The organism is Polaribacter sp. ALD11 (assembly GCF_002831685.1).
Taxonomy (GTDB): Bacteria; Bacteroidota; Bacteroidia; order Flavobacteriales; family Flavobacteriaceae; genus Polaribacter.
Genome location: NZ_CP025119.1, coordinates 908,190 through 924,556, shown reverse-complemented (window position 1 = coordinate 924,556; position 16,367 = coordinate 908,190). Strand labels below are relative to the sequence as shown.

Below are 16,367 nucleotides of genomic sequence, written 5' to 3'. Positions count from 1 at the left end.
TTAGTGTCTTAAGGGTTGAAGGTTAAATAATAGCCCAAATGAAACTGCATTTGTGTGCAAAGAGTATTTTTCTTCTGCATTACTATCTTTATTTTTTTCTTTAAAACTATCTGCTACATTGTAATTTAAATAAATAGAGAGGTTGTCTGAGATGATGTATGTGCCGCTTAAACCTCTATGATAACGTATTAAAGACCTGTCTAGTGTATTGTCTGTAAGAAGGTTGTTTACTACGTTTTTGTATTTGCTAGACCCAGAAGTTAGCAAATCATAAGACAGGTGCATGTGTACTTGCAATTTAAAGGTGGGTTGATTTACAAATGCGTAATTAAGCCCTGCTTTTAGGGCAACATAGGCTAAATCGTAAGTTAAGGGGATGCTTACTTTTCCAGCAAAAAAACCAGTATTAATTTTGTAGCTATTGTAGCTTACGCCTAGATCCCATTTTAGTCTTTCTTTATATAAATCGAATAGAAAACCGCCTTCTAAAAAAAGCTGTGGTGTTTTCGAATACTTTACATCTAGAGAGTCTTCTCCTAAATTATTAACATAATCTTTAAAATAGGCACTTTCGAAACCTGTTTCTAAATAAACTTTTTGCGCATTTCCTACAGTTGCAAAAAGTAGAGAAAATAATAAAAAGCAGTATTTTGTTTTACTAATAAACATTCTAATTATTCTATTTTTAATAGTTTTTTTGTTGCTATATTTTTACCACTCTTTATTTGTATGAGGTAAGCACCAATACTAAGCCTTCTCATAGGTATTATAATTTTATCTGATGGCAAGAATTTTTTGGAGGAATAAACCTTACCATTTATATCGTAAATTTTAATATAAACATCGTAGACTGTTTTTTTGGAAAAGTCTATTTTTATATGGTCTATAAAAGGGTTGGGAGATATTACAAAGTCTAAAGTTTCTTTAAAAGAGTCTTTTGTTGTATTATCTATTTTAAAAGAGCTGTTGTTGGTAAGAAAACCTTGCTGTGCAGTAATTGATTGCACGCTCTTTTTCCCTATAATACCAGATTGTCCAATACTTTGTTGAATACTGTATTTATTGTTCTCTGTGTAAACAGTAGCAGAACCTACAGCAGTTAGGGTAGCTCTTAGTAAAGAGTGTTTCTTTTTAGTTGTTTGCTGTGAAAACGCGAAACAATAATTTAGAAATATAAATATAAAAATAGTCTTTTTCAACGCTTTACTTTTAATCCGTTTTATTTTTAATTATTTAGACATCGTTACATATAACAAGTTTCAATATAATCTATTTTATTTCTAAACTATAAACCATATTAAACTGCTAAAATACAATTATATAAGTTATTTTCTTGTTTTTTTTTTAGAAAAAATAAATAATAATAATAACGGTATAAAATAGCAAGGTACAACACACTATTTTTAAGGATACGATTTTAAATATAGACAGATATTGTTAAGAAAACCATAGAAACTACTGCTAAAATAATTACTAAAGGCATTACAAATTTTAACCATTTATCATAACCAACTTTTACAATTGCAAGAGAAGCTAAGATTAACCCAGTAGGGTTTATAAAGTTGAACAATCCCATTCCAAATAAATAGGTATTTACTACAGATTCTCTACCAATATTTACGCCATCTGCAAGTGGAGATAAAATGGGCATTGTTAAAACAGCCATTCCAGAAGAAGACGGTATAAAAAATGATAATCCGCTATAGACAAATAGCATCGAATTTATAAAAAAGCCTTTATTCATTCCTTCGGTTACAGAGCTAGAATAATACAATAAAGTATCGCTTATTAAACCATCTTCCATAAGTATTGTAACACCTCTAGCAATACCAATTATAAAAGCAACACTTAGCAAATCGTTAGCTCCTTTTATAAAAGTTTCTACAAAAACGGTTTCATTTATTTTACAGATAAAACCTATTAAAAGAGCACCAACAAAGAAAACACCTGTCATTTCTAAGAACCACCAATCTAAATTACTTACACCATACACCATAATGATAAAGCACAATATAAAAATGCATAAAACCATTTTTAATTGAAAAGTAAAATTGATATTTCCTGATGAATTGTTGAAAAGGAACATTTTCTCTATCATTTCTTTTTGACTGAAAATAATAGATTTAGTAGGATCTTTTTTTACTCTTTGGGCATATCTAATAATGTATAAAACACAGATAATTAAACCAATTACAAGCATTGTTATTCTTCCGTAAATGCCTGTTGTCCAATTAATACCTGCAGAATTAGACGCTATTATTGTGCTAAAAGGATTTATTGTTGATGCCATTGTACCTATAGAACTACCAATATAAATACAAGCCAAAGCAACAATTGCATCATATTTTGCGGCTAAAAATATCGGAATTAAAATAGGGTAGAAGGCAATGGTTTCTTCTGCCAAGCCAAAAGTGCTACCACCAGCAGCTATTAAAGAAGTTACAATAATTATAAGTGTGTATTCTTTCCCTTTTAGAAGTTTAGAAAGCCTAGAAATACCTGCTTCAAAAGCACCTGTGTAATTTACAATAGCAACCAAACCACCTATAAAAAGGACTAATATTATAATATCTGCAACCTGAATAATTCCTTTTAATGGTGCTAAAATAAATTCTTTAAAACCTTGTGGTCTTGCTGCTAATTTTTTATAAGTATTAGGAATACTAATAGGCTTGTAAATTGCCCCAGAAGTAAAGTTTTCTAAAGGAATTTTTATTTGTAAATCATCTAATGTTTTTTGAGTTGCTTCTAAAGTTATAGAATTCTCTTTATTAGTTTTTACAAAAGTATTTTCATCTTTATTATAAGCCAATCTATCAAATTGCCCAGAAGGAATTAACCACGTTAAAATAGCAACAAAAGCAGCAATTAAAAGTAAGACTGTTTGTGCGCTAGGAAATTTCAAATTTTTCATCGGCAAATTTAAGCACCTAAATTTAAAGATGATCTATTATATCATTAATTTTTTTAGATTATTTTTTAGCAATAAACTCTAAAGCAGCACCATTTATACAATGGCGTTTTCCAGTAGTTCTTTTCGGGCCATCATCAAAAGAATGCCCTAAATGGCCTCCACAAGTATTGCATTTTAACTCTGTTCTTGCATAGCCAATTTTATAATCTACGTCTAATTCTACATTTTCTTTGATAGATCTATCAAAAGAAGGCCAACCAGAGCCTGACTCAAATTTATGCTCAGATTTATACAAAGGTGTTTTACAGGCAGCACAAACAAAAACACCAGAATTGTGATTGTCATTCAACGGACTCGAAAAAGCTCTTTCTGTACCAGATTTACGAAGTACATTATATTGTTTATCTGTCAGCTCTTTTTTCCACTGAGCATCCGTTTTTGTAATTTTATATTTTTTATTTTCTTTGGATGTATCTTGTGCTTTACTAGAACAGCTTATCAAAAAAAAAATCATTAAAAAAGAGAATATTTTATGCATGTGTATATTTTTATAAAGTTTGTACCAAAATTTGTACCTTTTTAAATTAGACGTATCATTTTTTTAATACTTACAGAAAGCGATCTATCATTCATCATAAATAAGATAAATAATTTTACTTATTTCCTTATCAGCTACTTTAAAGTTGAATTGAGTACTAATACTATTGATAAAATTTATAAATTGCTCCCAATAAAATAAAAAATATTAAAAATTTATAAATATGAAAAAAATAGCCATTTTATTATTGACCGTATTTCTTTTTTCTGAATGCAGTAAAGTGCCAATTACAGGAAGAAGTAGAGTGAATTTAGTAAGCGATTCGCAAGTTTTACCGGCAAGTTTTGCGCAATATAAAGGGTTTTTAGCAGAAAATAAATTGTCTACAAATAGAGAAATGACAAACCAAGTAAAAAGTGTTGGTAAGAATATTTCTGCAGCAGTAGACAGGTTTATGAGGGCAAATAATATGACTTCTGAAGCAAATTCTTATAAATGGGAGTTTAATTTAGTAGATGATAAAACAGTAAATGCTTGGTGTATGCCAGGAGGAAAAGTTGTTTTTTATACAGGAATTATGCCAATTTGTGCAAATGAAGATGGTGTTGCCGCAGTTATGGGGCATGAAGTAGCACATGCATTTGCAAAACATGGTCAAGAAAGAATGACAAATTCTTATGGTCAACAAATTGGTGGTTTATTGGTAGCTTTAGGTACTTCTGGTAAAGATCCTAAAACACAACAAATTTGGAATACTGCTTTTGGTGTAGGTTCTGGTTTAGGAATGTTAAAATTTAGTAGAACACATGAGCAGGAGGCAGACAGATTAGGTCTGGTTTTTATGATTATGGCGGGTTATGATGGTAAAGAAGCTGCTGAAGTTTGGGTACGTATGAGTCAAAATTCTGGCGGAAGTTCTCAGCCAGAAATTTTAAGCACACACCCTTCTAATGCATCTAGAATTCAAGACTTAAGAAGTTATTTGCCAACTGCAAAAAAATATGCTGCAAAATTTAACGCAGTAGCAAACTAAAAGTTAAATAATTAGTAAAAACTTTTACTATATTGTGTGCCGTTCAATACTAATTGAACGGCATTTTTATTTAAATGAATTCTATGTTAAAAATTGGAGATAAAAAGTTAATAAACGCTTGGGCATTTTACGATTGGGCAAACTCAGTATATTCTTTAGTAATTAGTACCGCTGTTTTTCCGCTCTTTTATAGTGCCATAACAGAGGGTAAAACGGTTGTTTTTTTAGGAATGAAATGGGATTATGCAGACACTTTATACAGTTATGCGCTTTCATTTTCTTTTTTGGTAGTTGCGTTTATGTCGCCAATTCTGTCTGGTATTGCAGATTATACAGGTAATAAACTTAAATTTATGAAGTTTTTCTGTTGGTTAGGTGGCTTGTCTGTTATGGCAATGTATTTTTTTGAAGATTTAAACACCGCTTGGGTTGGAATAATTTGTACAATTTTAGCAAGTATCGGTTTTTGGTCTAGTATTGTTTTTTACAACTCATATTTACCAGAAGTAGCGCATCCAGAACAACAAGATGCCGCAAGCGCCAAAGGTTTTATTCACGGGTATATAGGTTCTATTATATTACTATTGTTTTGTTTAGGAATGATTTTAGCGCCAGCAACATTTGGTTTCGACCTAAGTATTTCTGATGTAATTCTAACAAATGGTAGTGAAGCCGAAATTGCAAAAGCATTAGAAAGTGCTAAAAACACAGCATCTTTAAAAGCAATGAGGATTTCTTTTGTGATGGTTGGTTTGTGGTGGATCGGTTTTGCGCAAATAACTTTTAAAAAACTGCCTAATAATAGCTATAATAGAAAGCCAGAAAAAGATTTTATATGGAAAGGTTTTAAAGAATTAAAAAAAGTGTGGATTGAGTTAAAACAGTATCCTACGTTAAAGAACTTTTTATTAGCCTTCTTTTTATTAAGTGTTGGTGTGCAAACCATTATTTTATTAGCCACTATTTTTGGTTCGTCAGAATTAGGTTTAGGTACTACTAATTTAATTGTTACCGTTTTATTAATTCAATTTGTAGCTATTTTAGGAGCGTATGTTTTTTCGAATGTTTCTAAAAAATACGGAAACTTTAAGGCAATAAAAATTACACTTTTTATATGGATTTTAGTATGCCTATCTGCTTTTATGCTAGAAAAAGAATTACCAAATGTAGAGAACTATTTTTATGCTTTAGGCGGGTTGTTAGGTTTGGTTTTAGGTGCAATACAGTCATTAACACGTTCTACATACTCTAAATTATTACCGAAAACACAAGACAATGCAACCTATTTTAGCTTTTATGATGTTACAGAGAAAATTGCCATCGTATTAGGTACTTTTGTGTTTGGTTTCTTAATCTATTTAACAGATTCTATGCAATGGAGTGTTCTTTCTTTAGGAGTGTTTTTTGTAGCTGCTTTAGTTGTTTTAAGTAGGTTAAAAAGTACAGAACATGTACACTAATAACTTTATTTAATAGAAAGTTTTCCGAACTAATATAAAAACAAAAATGAATACAGAATAGCCAATAAAAAAAGGAATGATGAATTCTTTTAAATTGAATACTAAAAGAACGCTTATAATTAAGAGTTGAAAGCCTAAACCAAACGTAGAAATTAAGGTCATTAACCAATTAGGAAAAGGTTTTCCTTTAGATGCGTTTTCATCTAAAGCATATATTATTTTATCAAAAAGACCGTAAAATAATTTGTATAGGAAAAATAAGAGGTTTACATTTTTTTGTTTTTCACCAGGTAAAGCAATAGGTGTTTTATCTTCAAAAACCCTACTAGTAGTATCACCATCAAATCTATTTCTAAGAATTACATAATAGTAATTGTACAGAGTTCCTTGTAATTGAAGACCAAAGAACGCTAAAAAAGCTAAAGCTAAACTTGTATCTGTTAATTTCCAAATAGTAGTTATAATAATGAAGTTTAAAATGAAGTCTGAAACAGAATCTAAAAATCTGCCTGTGTAAGAAGGTGTTTCTTTTATTCTAGCGAGTTCGCCATCTGCAGCATCTAAAATAGATTTAAAAATTAAGAAGAAAGCAGCTGCCCAATAATAACCTTCAAAAATAAAATACACACCAATTAAACCAGAAATAACAAAAGCGATGGTAACATCTATAGGTGTAAATTTTGTTGATTTTAGTGAGTTCGCAATAATTCTTGCAATGGGTCTGCCATAATCTGACAAGTCTAAAAACTGATGTTCTTTAGGTAATTTTGACATAAAAATGCTTTTGTGGTGGGCATTTTTATCACTTTACAAGTTCTAAAACAGCGCGGTTTAATTAGTCACAAAAGTAAAAAAAGCATTACAATTAAGTAACACTTTTTTTACAATTTTTTAAAGTATACTATTTAAATAGTAAAATTTACTCCTAAAACAATATTTCTACCCTGGTTGTAAATACCATCTTTTTTTAAACGAGATAAATGGTTTACATATTTGGTGTTCAGTAAATTGTTAACAGATAGTGATGTAGAGAAGGTGATGTTTTTTAGATGAATATCACCTCCGAAAGCCATGTTTAATAGGTTGTAATTATCTGTAGAAGTTTCAAAAGTACTTACGTTATCTTGTGAGAAGGTACTTTCTAATGTCAAAGAAGAATAGCCTTGTGTTAACCAATCTTTAAAATTAAATTCTGTTCTAAAGGTGTTTCTCCATGTATTTGCAGGAATTAATGGTAAATAATCGCCATTTTCTTGCTTTCCAATAACTGTTTCAAAAGTACTTTCTAAATGCAACCAATCTTGCGGATGTGGGTGTAAATGGAATCCGAATTCACCACCATATAATTTAGCATTTTCTTGAATATAAGAGAACACTTGTTCACCATCTTCAACTTCATTAGTTGGTGAAATAAAAATATAATCATTTATGTGATTGTAGAACCCGTTTGCAAATAGTTCGAAGTGTTCTGTTTTATATTCCAAAGAAACATCAATTTGAACATTTTTTTCATTTTGTAAATTGCTATTTCCTTTTTCAAACCTGTTGGTTCCATGATGCACTCCGTTAGAAGAAAGTTCTGCTAAATTAGGCGCTCTAAAACCAGAAGCAAGATTAATTCTTGTTGTAATTTCTTCGGATAATGATGTTTTAAGCCCTAAAGAAGTAGTAAAACTATTATAAGATTTATCAATCGCTTCAAAAACATAAACTTCATCTTCATGTGTAATTTCATGTCTTTCTGTGGTAATTTGTCTATTGTCGAAACGAATTCCTGCTTGTAAGCTATTTTTATTCCAAGAGTAATTGGCAGTTGTAAAAACTCCGAAGTCATTTATAGTAGCATCAGGAATTAGCAGTTCTTCTCCAAAATTAGTGTTTGTTTGATGCAACCCTTGTGCGCCAGTTAAAATTTCTATAGCCCCAACTTTCGGAAAATGATATTTTACATTGTAAGAAAATGTTTTTAGTTTCATTCTTAATGCAGCTTCCTCGTGCTCTTCATGTGCATCGTGGTCTTCATGCTCTTCTTCTGTTTCACCTTCTTCATGATCGTCATGCTCTTCATGTTCTTCAAATTCTTGTCTATCATTAAAGGTATATCCTAAGTCGATGTCTAATTTAGAATCCCCAAAAAAGAAATGATTATGAGTACTTAAAATATGATTATCTATTGTTTGAAAAGGCTCTAAAAGGGAATTACTTGTAGATTGCTCACCAATTCCTTCAGTAAGTCCTAAATTAGATCTGTTGTAATTATAACGAACTTCAGAAGTGAATTTATTTTTAGAATATGCAATTCCTGTTTTAAAATCTTTCTCATTAAAACGGGTATTTGTAACTCTCTTATCCGTAGGAATTTTATAATCGGCATGATTTGCATACGTACCTCTAGCTAAAAACTTCCAATTCTCTAAAGAAGATTTTACGCCAACGGAAGTATTTGTTCCTAATGTATTGCCAAAATAACGCTGACTAATGGTAGCTTCTGTGTCGTTTTCTGAAGCAAATTTTTCAGGATTCAGATATAAAACACCCCCCAAAGCGTCAGAACCATAGAGTAGAGAAGCGGGCCCTTTTATAACTTCTATAGAACTAATTCCTGCATCATTAATACCTAAACCATGCTCGCCACCAAATTGCTGATTTTCTAAGCGAATGCCTTGCGTGTACACCAAAACTCTATTGCCACTTAAACCTCTAATTACGGGTTTTCCTATGGAAGTTCCTGTAGAAACTTGAGAAACACCTGCGATATTTACAAGTCCTTCCGACAACGTCGTTGCTCCTAATTTTTGAATAGATTTTGCAGAAAGACGTTCCACTTTCATTACATTTTCTGATTGTAATTTATTAAAAGGGGTAGAAACAATAATTTCATCTATCTCATAAAAAGTCTCTTCTAATTTGATGTTAAGAACTTTATTTTTAGAAGATATTAGTAGTGTTTTAGAAATCGTTTTATATCCTAAATATCTAAAGGTTAATTTTAATTTTCCGTTGGGTACATTTTTTAATTCATAAGAACCATCTTCTTTTGTTGTGGTTCCTTTATGAAGTTCTTGTGCATGTATTTCTACGCCAATTAATGCGTTATTTTGTGTATCTGTAATTTTTCCTGAAATACTATTTTGTGCATTTACAGAAATAAATGCCATTATAAATAGCAGTTTTATATATGTTTTCATTGATGTTATTTTACTATTGAATAAAAATTTTGAGATATACGAAATAGGAAGAAAGAACCTTTAAATTGCTTAATAGTTTATTTCTACTCTGGTATTATGGAAGTATTCGTAATGATGAGATTGTTTTAAATAGTAAAAAATGGTGGACCTCTAGAAGATTTTTTCGAATGATAAACTTCTTTAATTCTTTGAGGTTTATCGATGAAAGTTGTGCTATAAAAATGAGTAGGAATTACATCAAAATTTGATGAGAATTCTACAGAAAATATAGTAAGTTGTTTGTGAAATTCATCACAGCCTGCATTATCTTGATGAAAATGATTTTCAACTAATGAAGTACAAATAGTATGCTCATGGTTTTCAAAAGCATGCACAATTTGTATTGATGCAGGAATCATCAATAATAAAAAGAAAAATAAGCTGATATGTATCTTAAATTGTTTGATGAATTATTTTTTTCTAATTTTTAAATTCAGCATTTCTACTCCTAAAGAAAATGCAATCGCAAAGTACAAATAACCTTTTGGAATTGCTCCTACAGTTTTGTTAAAAAATGCGGTGTGAGATAAATGTGCGCCTTCTGTAATTAACATAAAGCCAATTAAAATTAAGAAAGACAGCGCAAGCATTTGTATTGTTGGGTTTTTATTTACAAAATTACTAATTGGTTTAGAGAAAATCATCATGATTATAATGGAGATAATAACTGCAATAATCATAATAATTAAAGCACCTTCAATTCCGTTTGTCATACCAACTGCAGTTAATATACTATCGAAAGAAAATACAATGTCAATTAATATAATTTGAATAATTACACTTGAAAATGAAATTACTTTTGGCGATTTTAGGACCTCTTCTTCGTTGGTGTGTTCTACTTTCTGACGAATTTCTTTGGTACTTTTGTATAAAAGAAAAAGACCACCTAGAAACAAAATAATACTTTGCCCAGTTAAACCCGTTTTAAACCAACCGATGTCTATACTAAAAAAAGGATCTTTTAAAGCGATTAAATAAGAAACACCAAATAGTAGTATAATTCTTGTAATCATTGCCAAAGCCAACCCTAAAAGTGTTGCTTTTCTTACTTGCTTTTCGGGTAACTTATTTGCGGAAATAGAGATAAAAATAATATTATCGATTCCTAAAATTATTTCTAAAAAAGTTAGCGTTAATAACGCAACCCAAGTATCTGCATGTAGAAAAATTTCCATGTTATTTTACTTTATAAATTGTACCGTCCGTAAGAAATTTACTAAAACCTATTTTTGCTGAAAAATCATAAGAATCATCCGTTATTTTGGTTATTTGCACATAAATAGCGTCTTTATCTAGCTGTTTTTTAGGTGATTTCATTTTTAAAGAATAAAAGAAATTATTTTTCCATTTGATATATAAGGTATCAATATGTTTTATTCTTTTTTCTTCGGATAAACTATCGTTAGAAATACTGATAATTTTATCATACTCTTCAATTTGAAGGCTATCTATTCTGGTAATAATAGTTTTACTATAACCGTCTCCAGCAGGAATTTCAAAAACACCTTGTCTAAATCTATCTGGATCTCCTTTTTCTGAAGAGCAAGAGGTTAAAATTAGAAGAAAGAAACAAGAAAAAAGAGACAGGAACAGTGTGTTTCTTTTTTCTAAAATAAATTTTAAAACCTCTTTTTTCTCGACTCTTTTTTCTGCTTTTATCATGTTAAATACCTGTATAATTTGCTGGCGTAATTGCCTTTAATTCTTCTTTAATTTCTGTAGAAACTTCTAACGTATCAATAAAATTAGCAATAGAATTTTGGTTTATTTTTTCATTTGTTCTTGTCAATCCTTTTAATGCTTCATAAGGATTTGGGTATGCTTCTCTTCTTAAAATTGTTTGAATAGCTTCTGCAACAACAGCCCAATTATTTTCTAAATCTTGTTCAAACTTAGCTTTGTTTAACAACAATTTGTTCAACCCTTTTAAGGTTGATGTAAACGCAATAATTGTGTGTCCGAAAGGAACTCCAACATTACGTAAAACGGTACTATCTGTTAAATCTCTTTGCAATCTAGAAATAGGTAGTTTTGCAGAAAGATGTTCGAAAATAGCATTTGCAAGTCCTAAATTCCCTTCAGAATTTTCAAAATCAATAGGATTTACTTTGTGTGGCATTGCAGAAGAACCAACTTCACCTGCCTTAATTTTTTGCTTAAAATACTCCATAGAAACATAGGTCCAGAAATCTCTATCTAAATCTATAATAATGTTGTTAATACGTTTTAAAGTATCAAACAAAGCAGCCATATGGTCGTAATGTTCTATTTGTGTGGTTGGAAAAGAATGGTGTAAACCTAATTTTTCTTGTACAAAATTACCTCCAAAAGCTTTCCAGTCTATCGATGGATATGCAACTTTATGAGCGTTAAAATTACCTGTTGCTCCACCAAATTTAGCAGCACTTGGTATGTCATTTAATAAATTGAATTGTTCTTTTAAACGAACTACAAAAACATCAATTTCTTTTCCTAAACGAGTAGGAGAAGCTGGCTGACCGTGAGTTCTTGCCAACATAGAAATATCTTTCCATTCAATAACTAATTCTTGTAATCTTTCTAAAAGTTCAAAATACTGAGGTACATAGACATCATTCATTGCTTCTTTAATAGAAAGCGGAATTGCAGTATTGTTTATGTCTTGAGAAGTTAACCCGAAATGGATAAACTCTTTGTGTTGTTGCAAACCTAAAGCATCAAATTTTTCTTTGATAAAATATTCAACAGCTTTTACATCATGATTTGTAATGCTTTCGATGTCTTTTATTTTCTGAGCATCTTCAGCTGTAAAATCAATATAAATTTTACGTAATTCATCAAATAAATTATTGTCAAAATCTACTAATTGTGGCAAAGGAATTTCGCACAAAGCAATAAAATATTCAATTTCTACTCTAACACGGTATTTTATTAAAGCTTCTTCAGAAAAATAGTCTGCTAATTTTTCAATCTTCCCTCTGTATCGTCCATCAATTGGTGAGATGGCATTTAGTTTTGTTAAGTTCATTTTTTGTAGTGTTGTGATTTGCAAAAATAAAAATTACTAAGCTGATTTACGTATATTTAAATAGGTTTTATCTAAAAACTTTTCTTTTAATAATTTTCACCTTTTTTTTCTTCTCTAAATTTTTAACAACTCTAATAACAGTTTCTACTCTAAGACCTAGAGTATCTGCTATTTGCTGCCTTGTATATTCTATTTTATAGGTGAATTCTCCTTCCGTTTTTGCAACTTCTTTTTTCAAATAATCAAAAAAACGAAGCACTCTATGTTCTGGTTCTTGACTTGAAATTTCTGAAGCAATTATAGCCTTGTAATATAACCTGTTCGCTAAACTTTTTGTAATATTTAAATGAATTTCTGGGTATTGATATAACAGTTTAAAAAGACTTTCCTTTTCTAATATTAATATTTTACAATCGGAAAAAGCTACGGCATTTGCGGGATACTTTACATCAATAAAAAGTGGTGGCTCTCCAAAACTTTGCTCTTTATAAAAAACATTTTGAATAAATTCTTTTCCATCGTCATTATAGTTATTCATTTTTACGGCTCCACTAACTATTTGATAATAATATTTGGCAGTATTATTTTCTGAAAATATTATTTTTCCTTTCGAATATTCACATATTTCTGCATTAAAATCTAAAAGAAGCTGCTCGTTTATCATTATGATTCAGGTCATAAAATTACCATATGTAAAGATATACATTTGTTTTTTCAAAATGATAGATATGGAGTTAAGAGATATAGAAAACAGGGCTGATATTTTTTTATTAGTAACAACTTTTTATAATAAAATTAAAGAAGACCCTTTTATAGGTCCTATTTTTTTAGAAATAATACCAGAAAATGAATGGGAAAGCCATTTAGAAAAACTAACAGATTTTTGGGAAACCAATTTGTTTTTTGTTAGAAAATTTAAAGGAAACCCAATGAAAGCGCATAAAGATGTAGATGCTCATTTTAACCATACGATAACTCAAAAACACTTTGGCAAATGGTTAGAATTATGGTTTACAACCGTAGATGCGCTTTTTGAAGGAACAAGAGCACATCAGGCAAAAGAGCGTGCAAGAAATATTGCAGCGTCTCTTTTTTTACGAATGTTTGAAGAAAAACCTAAGAAAGTGCAATAGAAATTTGATAAATTAGCATTGCCACATTAATAATAATACTTGCAATAAAAGCCCAAGCAATAGTTTTTAAAGGTTGCTGACTAATAGATAAAACTGCAGTTCCTACTGCAAGTACAATAGCGGTCATTAAAATAAACAAAGAAATTTTTCCTTGAACTGCCATTGCTGCGTTTATAGATCCAATTCCCGTACCAAACATTACCATTGCAATAGAAATACCTATGGTATTTTCCTTTTCCTGTGCTACTTTTTGATTGATTTTCTGAATGATGTTATATTGATTGCTCATTGTTTTATAATTTACAATCAAAGTTAAATACTTTTTAAAAAGTAATTTATGATTGAAATCATAAACAAAAAAAGCTAGTTTGTATGTTTTTCTATCAAGTTTATAATCTGTTTTCCACGCGCTCTACAACCTTTACTTTCGTGAATTATTTTTGTTTCAATAAGATGTTTTAATTCTGGGTGAATCCACTCTTTTTCCAATCCGAATAAATACAAAGTAGTCATTGAATATGCTCTTACAGCAATTTTCTGCGGTGTAATTAACCAATCGAAACCAGTCTCTACAATGGCATCTATTTGTTTAATTGTTAGGTTTTTATGAATGTTGTTCTCTTTTTTTGAATAATATGCAGTTGCTAAATGTTCACAAATTTTTGCACAAGGCCTTATGGCGCTATCAAACTTAACTGTAATAATTTTTTCTGAAAACTCATCTAAATGCGGTGTCATCCAATGTAAATGATGATGTGTGCAGATCCATTCTAAAATCCACGCAGCTTTTATAGAAACTTTGTTTTCAACATCGAAAGTTATAGAAATTAAATCTTTAAATAATTTTTGATTATCTAACACAATATTTGCAACCTTTTGTCGGTTTTCCCTTTTAGGATTTTGCATGTTATCGAGTTGTTCCGTTAAGAAAAGCAGCTTTGTTTCTGGCACTATTAATGTATATTTGTTTAAAAATAGGAATTAAATGATAAATATAAAAAGACTCCTTTTTATTTTCGCCTTTTTTGCTTGTTATTTTATAAGTGAAGAGGCTACTGCACAAAGAATTAATAAATTCGATTCAAATAAAGAACGGACTGGTGTTTGGAAAAAGTATTACTCGAATAAAAGAATACGCTATACAGGTCAGTTTAAAGACGGTAAAGAAATAGGTGTATTCAAATTTTATGACATCACCACTTCAGAAAAACCTGTAATTATTAAGACTTTTTTTGAAGACTCAGATTCTTTATTTGTTCAATTTTACACATTAAAAGGTGAAATTAAAACAGAAGGTGTTTTAAATAAAAGAAAAAGAGTTGGTAATTGGAAATATTTTTATCCAGATGGTACTCTAATGTCGGAAGAAAATTATATAAACGGAGCACTTCACGGAGAGCAATTGGTGTATTATCCAGACGGACAAGTAACCGAGTTTTCAGAATATAAAAACGGACTGCTAGATGGTGTTTCTAGTAAATATTCTAGTAAAGGAACTTTAATAGAAGAGATTACTTATAAAAATGACAAGCCAAATGGCTTAGCAAAATATTTCGAACTGAATGGAGATCTAAAAGAAACGGGTGTTTATAAAGAAGGGAAAAGAGATGGTAAGTGGGAGTATTATTTAGATGGTGAAATCGCTTCCCATAAAGAAAAAAAGAAAAAAAGTTCTTATACTCGTAAGAAAGATAATTAGTTGTCTTATTTTCAAAGTTTAAAAATTTTCTGAAACCTAAAATCTGTTTTCAACATAAATCAAAACAATATATCTATCAATTCTTTCAATCTAGAAAACCATTTCTAATTCGTATCTTTGCATCCTTAAAAATAGATAATGAAACGAGTTGTTGTTGGTCTTTCTGGTGGTGTAGATTCTAGTGTTACTGCACATTTATTAAAGGAACAGGGGTATGAGGTTATTGGGCTTTTTATGAAAAATTGGCATGATGATTCTGTAACTATTTCTAATGAATGTCCGTGGTTAGAAGATAGTAATGATGCAATGATTGTTGCAGAAAAATTAGGAATCCCTTTTCAAGTGGTAGATTTAAGCAATCAATACAAAGAACGTATTGTAGATTATATGTTTGATGAATATAGCAAAGGAAGAACACCAAACCCAGATGTACTTTGTAACCGAGAAATAAAGTTTGATGTTTTTATGGACATTGCTTTAAAACTAGGTGCAGATTACGTTGCTACAGGTCATTATTGTAGAAAAGGAGAAGAAATTATAGACGGAAAACCCGTTTATAAATTATTGGCAGGAAAAGACGTAAATAAAGATCAATCTTATTTTTTATGTCAGCTTTCTCAAGAACAATTAACAAAAGCATTGTTTCCTATTGGCGAATTAACAAAGCCAGAGGTTCGAGAAATAGCAAAAGAAGCAGACTTAATTACTGCCGATAAAAAAGATTCTCAAGGTTTATGTTTTATTGGTAAAGTAAGATTGCCTGAATTTTTACAACAAAAATTACAACCAAAAGAAGGAAATATTGTTACAATTCCTTCAGATTTTTATCAGTATGTAAAATCTACACCAGAATTTGAAAATAAAGAAGCAGAACTTGCCTATTTCGCAACCAAATTTTCTTACAATAAAGAGGATGGTAAAGTGGTTGGTAAACATCAAGGCGCACACTACTTTACAAAAGGACAACGTAAAGGTTTAAATGTTGGCGGTACAAAAGAAGCTTTGTATGTGATAGAAACAGACGTAACTACAAATACTATTTATACAGGTGAAGGTAAAAATCACCAAGGTCTGTATAGAAATGTGTTGTTTGTTTCTAATGAAGAAATTCATTGGATTCGTAAAGATTTAACTTTAAAAGTAGGTGAAACATTACAAGTTGAAGCTAGAATTAGATATAGACAAGCTTTAGAAACAGCCACTTTACACAAGGTAGAAACTGGTTTATTTGTAGAATTTGAAAATAAACAATCTGCTATACAAGAAGGGCAATTTGTTGCTTGGTATATGAATGAAGAGTTGCTAGGTTCTGGAGTAATTTCGTAAAAAACTTTTTTTAGGGTTTATTAATTGGTA

General features: G+C 30.2%; 18 protein-coding genes. 5 read left to right on the top strand and 13 right to left on the bottom strand.

All coding sequences use genetic code 11. From position 1 onward, the window contains the following. The 4 genes from CW731_RS04085 to msrB all read right to left on the bottom strand — a co-directional run bounded on the left by CW731_RS04085 (position 1) and on the right by msrB (position 3,452). Positions 1–669: a hypothetical protein gene (locus CW731_RS04085; protein WP_100945534.1), complete on the bottom strand. Its 669-nt coding sequence runs from the start codon at positions 667–669 to the stop codon at positions 1–3. Positions 670–674: 5 nt separating this feature from the next. Continuing rightward, a complete protein-coding gene (locus CW731_RS04080; RefSeq protein WP_157812182.1) occupies positions 675–1,199 on the bottom strand; it encodes a T9SS type A sorting domain-containing protein in 525 nt (174 codons plus the stop codon). A 218-nt stretch (positions 1,200–1,417) separates the two neighbouring features. Then, a complete protein-coding gene (locus CW731_RS04075; RefSeq protein WP_100945532.1) occupies positions 1,418–2,914 on the bottom strand; it encodes a YfcC family protein in 1,497 nt (498 codons plus the stop codon). 58 nt (positions 2,915–2,972) lie between these two features. Next, complete coding sequence (gene msrB, locus CW731_RS04070) at positions 2,973–3,452, bottom strand: peptide-methionine (R)-S-oxide reductase MsrB (protein WP_100945531.1); 480 nt, start codon at positions 3,450–3,452, stop codon at positions 2,973–2,975. A 223-nt stretch (positions 3,453–3,675) separates the two neighbouring features. Here msrB and CW731_RS04065 point away from each other — a divergent pair, with 223 nt between their 5' ends. Beyond that, positions 3,676–4,485, top strand: a complete 810-nt coding sequence (locus CW731_RS04065) for a M48 family metallopeptidase (protein WP_100945530.1) — start codon at positions 3,676–3,678, stop codon at positions 4,483–4,485. An 83-nt stretch (positions 4,486–4,568) separates the two neighbouring features. After that, the gene (locus CW731_RS04060) at positions 4,569–5,945 is read left to right on the top strand and encodes an MFS transporter (protein ID WP_100947619.1); all 1,377 of its coding nucleotides are present in this window, start codon (positions 4,569–4,571) and stop codon (positions 5,943–5,945) included. A 9-nt stretch (positions 5,946–5,954) separates the two neighbouring features. On the opposite strand, the gene CW731_RS04055 is transcribed toward CW731_RS04060, so the two are convergent. From CW731_RS04055 to CW731_RS04025, 7 genes are all read right to left on the bottom strand, one after another. After that, positions 5,955–6,719: a CDP-alcohol phosphatidyltransferase family protein gene (locus CW731_RS04055; RefSeq protein WP_100945529.1), complete on the bottom strand. Its 765-nt coding sequence runs from the start codon at positions 6,717–6,719 to the stop codon at positions 5,955–5,957. A gap of 131 nt (positions 6,720–6,850) precedes the next feature. Further along, positions 6,851–9,133 (bottom strand): TonB-dependent receptor, encoded by a 2,283-nt coding sequence (locus CW731_RS04050; RefSeq protein WP_100945528.1) that lies wholly within the window; start codon positions 9,131–9,133, stop codon positions 6,851–6,853. Positions 9,134–9,258: 125 nt separating this feature from the next. Beyond that, on the bottom strand, positions 9,259–9,531 hold the full coding sequence (locus CW731_RS04045) for a hypothetical protein (protein WP_100945527.1): 273 nt from the start codon (positions 9,529–9,531) through the stop codon (positions 9,259–9,261). A 51-nt stretch (positions 9,532–9,582) separates the two neighbouring features. Further along, on the bottom strand, positions 9,583–10,347 hold the full coding sequence (locus CW731_RS04040) for a TerC family protein (RefSeq protein WP_100945526.1): 765 nt from the start codon (positions 10,345–10,347) through the stop codon (positions 9,583–9,585). A gap of 1 nt (position 10,348) precedes the next feature. After that, positions 10,349–10,834 carry a hypothetical protein gene (locus CW731_RS04035; RefSeq protein WP_100945525.1) on the bottom strand — a complete coding sequence of 162 codons (486 nt, stop codon included), beginning with the start codon at positions 10,832–10,834 and terminating at the stop codon, positions 10,349–10,351. A gap of 1 nt (position 10,835) precedes the next feature. After that, positions 10,836–12,179 carry an adenylosuccinate lyase gene (gene purB / locus CW731_RS04030; protein WP_100945524.1) on the bottom strand — a complete coding sequence of 448 codons (1,344 nt, stop codon included), beginning with the start codon at positions 12,177–12,179 and terminating at the stop codon, positions 10,836–10,838. Positions 12,180–12,246: 67 nt separating this feature from the next. Next, positions 12,247–12,843 (bottom strand): Crp/Fnr family transcriptional regulator, encoded by a 597-nt coding sequence (locus tag CW731_RS04025; protein ID WP_100945523.1) that lies wholly within the window; start codon positions 12,841–12,843, stop codon positions 12,247–12,249. A 64-nt stretch (positions 12,844–12,907) separates the two neighbouring features. Between CW731_RS04025 and CW731_RS04020 the strand changes: the two genes are divergently transcribed. Beyond that, the gene (locus tag CW731_RS04020; protein WP_100945522.1) at positions 12,908–13,312 is read left to right on the top strand and encodes a group III truncated hemoglobin; all 405 of its coding nucleotides are present in this window, start codon (positions 12,908–12,910) and stop codon (positions 13,310–13,312) included. On the opposite strand, the gene CW731_RS04015 is transcribed toward CW731_RS04020, so the two are convergent. Together CW731_RS04015 and CW731_RS04010 are read right to left on the bottom strand one after the other, a co-directional pair. Next, complete coding sequence (locus CW731_RS04015) at positions 13,296–13,601, bottom strand: hypothetical protein (protein ID WP_100945521.1); 306 nt, start codon at positions 13,599–13,601, stop codon at positions 13,296–13,298. The genes CW731_RS04020 and CW731_RS04015 overlap by 17 nt on opposite strands. Positions 13,602–13,675: 74 nt before the next feature. Next, positions 13,676–14,218: an adenylosuccinate lyase gene (locus CW731_RS04010; RefSeq protein WP_100945520.1), complete on the bottom strand. Its 543-nt coding sequence runs from the start codon at positions 14,216–14,218 to the stop codon at positions 13,676–13,678. Positions 14,219–14,297: 79 nt separating this feature from the next. Here CW731_RS04010 and CW731_RS04005 point away from each other — a divergent pair, with 79 nt between their 5' ends. Together CW731_RS04005 and mnmA are read left to right on the top strand one after the other, a co-directional pair. Beyond that, positions 14,298–15,011, top strand: a complete 714-nt coding sequence (locus CW731_RS04005) for a toxin-antitoxin system YwqK family antitoxin (RefSeq protein WP_100945519.1) — start codon at positions 14,298–14,300, stop codon at positions 15,009–15,011. Between the two features lie 138 nt (positions 15,012–15,149). Continuing rightward, positions 15,150–16,337 (top strand): tRNA 2-thiouridine(34) synthase MnmA, encoded by a 1,188-nt coding sequence (gene mnmA / locus CW731_RS04000; RefSeq protein WP_100945518.1) that lies wholly within the window; start codon positions 15,150–15,152, stop codon positions 16,335–16,337. Positions 16,338–16,367 lie beyond the last annotated feature (30 nt).

Bases quoted from the DNA above. Each gene is read 5' to 3' on its own strand.
- CW731_RS04085 (WP_100945534.1), bottom strand. From the start codon at position 669: ATGTTTATTAGTAAAACAAAATACTGCTTTTTATTATTTTCTCTACTT.
- CW731_RS04075 (WP_100945532.1), bottom strand. From the start codon at position 2,914: ATGAAAAATTTGAAATTTCCTAGCGCACAAACAGTCTTACTTTTAATT.
- msrB (WP_100945531.1), bottom strand. From the start codon at position 3,452: ATGCATAAAATATTCTCTTTTTTAATGATTTTTTTTTTGATAAGCTGT.
- CW731_RS04065 (WP_100945530.1), top strand. From the start codon at position 3,676: ATGAAAAAAATAGCCATTTTATTATTGACCGTATTTCTTTTTTCTGAA.
- CW731_RS04060 (WP_100947619.1), top strand. From the start codon at position 4,569: ATGTTAAAAATTGGAGATAAAAAGTTAATAAACGCTTGGGCATTTTAC.
- CW731_RS04055 (WP_100945529.1), bottom strand. From the start codon at position 6,719: ATGTCAAAATTACCTAAAGAACATCAGTTTTTAGACTTGTCAGATTAT.
- CW731_RS04050 (WP_100945528.1), bottom strand. From the start codon at position 9,133: ATGAAAACATATATAAAACTGCTATTTATAATGGCATTTATTTCTGTA.
- CW731_RS04045 (WP_100945527.1), bottom strand. From the start codon at position 9,531: ATGATTCCTGCATCAATACAAATTGTGCATGCTTTTGAAAACCATGAG.
- CW731_RS04040 (WP_100945526.1), bottom strand. From the start codon at position 10,347: ATGGAAATTTTTCTACATGCAGATACTTGGGTTGCGTTATTAACGCTA.
- CW731_RS04035 (WP_100945525.1), bottom strand. From the start codon at position 10,834: ATGATAAAAGCAGAAAAAAGAGTCGAGAAAAAAGAGGTTTTAAAATTT.
- purB (WP_100945524.1), bottom strand. From the start codon at position 12,179: ATGAACTTAACAAAACTAAATGCCATCTCACCAATTGATGGACGATAC.
- CW731_RS04025 (WP_100945523.1), bottom strand. From the start codon at position 12,843: ATGATAAACGAGCAGCTTCTTTTAGATTTTAATGCAGAAATATGTGAA.
- CW731_RS04020 (WP_100945522.1), top strand. From the start codon at position 12,908: ATGGAGTTAAGAGATATAGAAAACAGGGCTGATATTTTTTTATTAGTA.
- CW731_RS04015 (WP_100945521.1), bottom strand. From the start codon at position 13,601: ATGAGCAATCAATATAACATCATTCAGAAAATCAATCAAAAAGTAGCA.
- CW731_RS04010 (WP_100945520.1), bottom strand. From the start codon at position 14,218: ATGCAAAATCCTAAAAGGGAAAACCGACAAAAGGTTGCAAATATTGTG.
- CW731_RS04005 (WP_100945519.1), top strand. From the start codon at position 14,298: ATGATAAATATAAAAAGACTCCTTTTTATTTTCGCCTTTTTTGCTTGT.
- mnmA (WP_100945518.1), top strand. From the start codon at position 15,150: ATGAAACGAGTTGTTGTTGGTCTTTCTGGTGGTGTAGATTCTAGTGTT.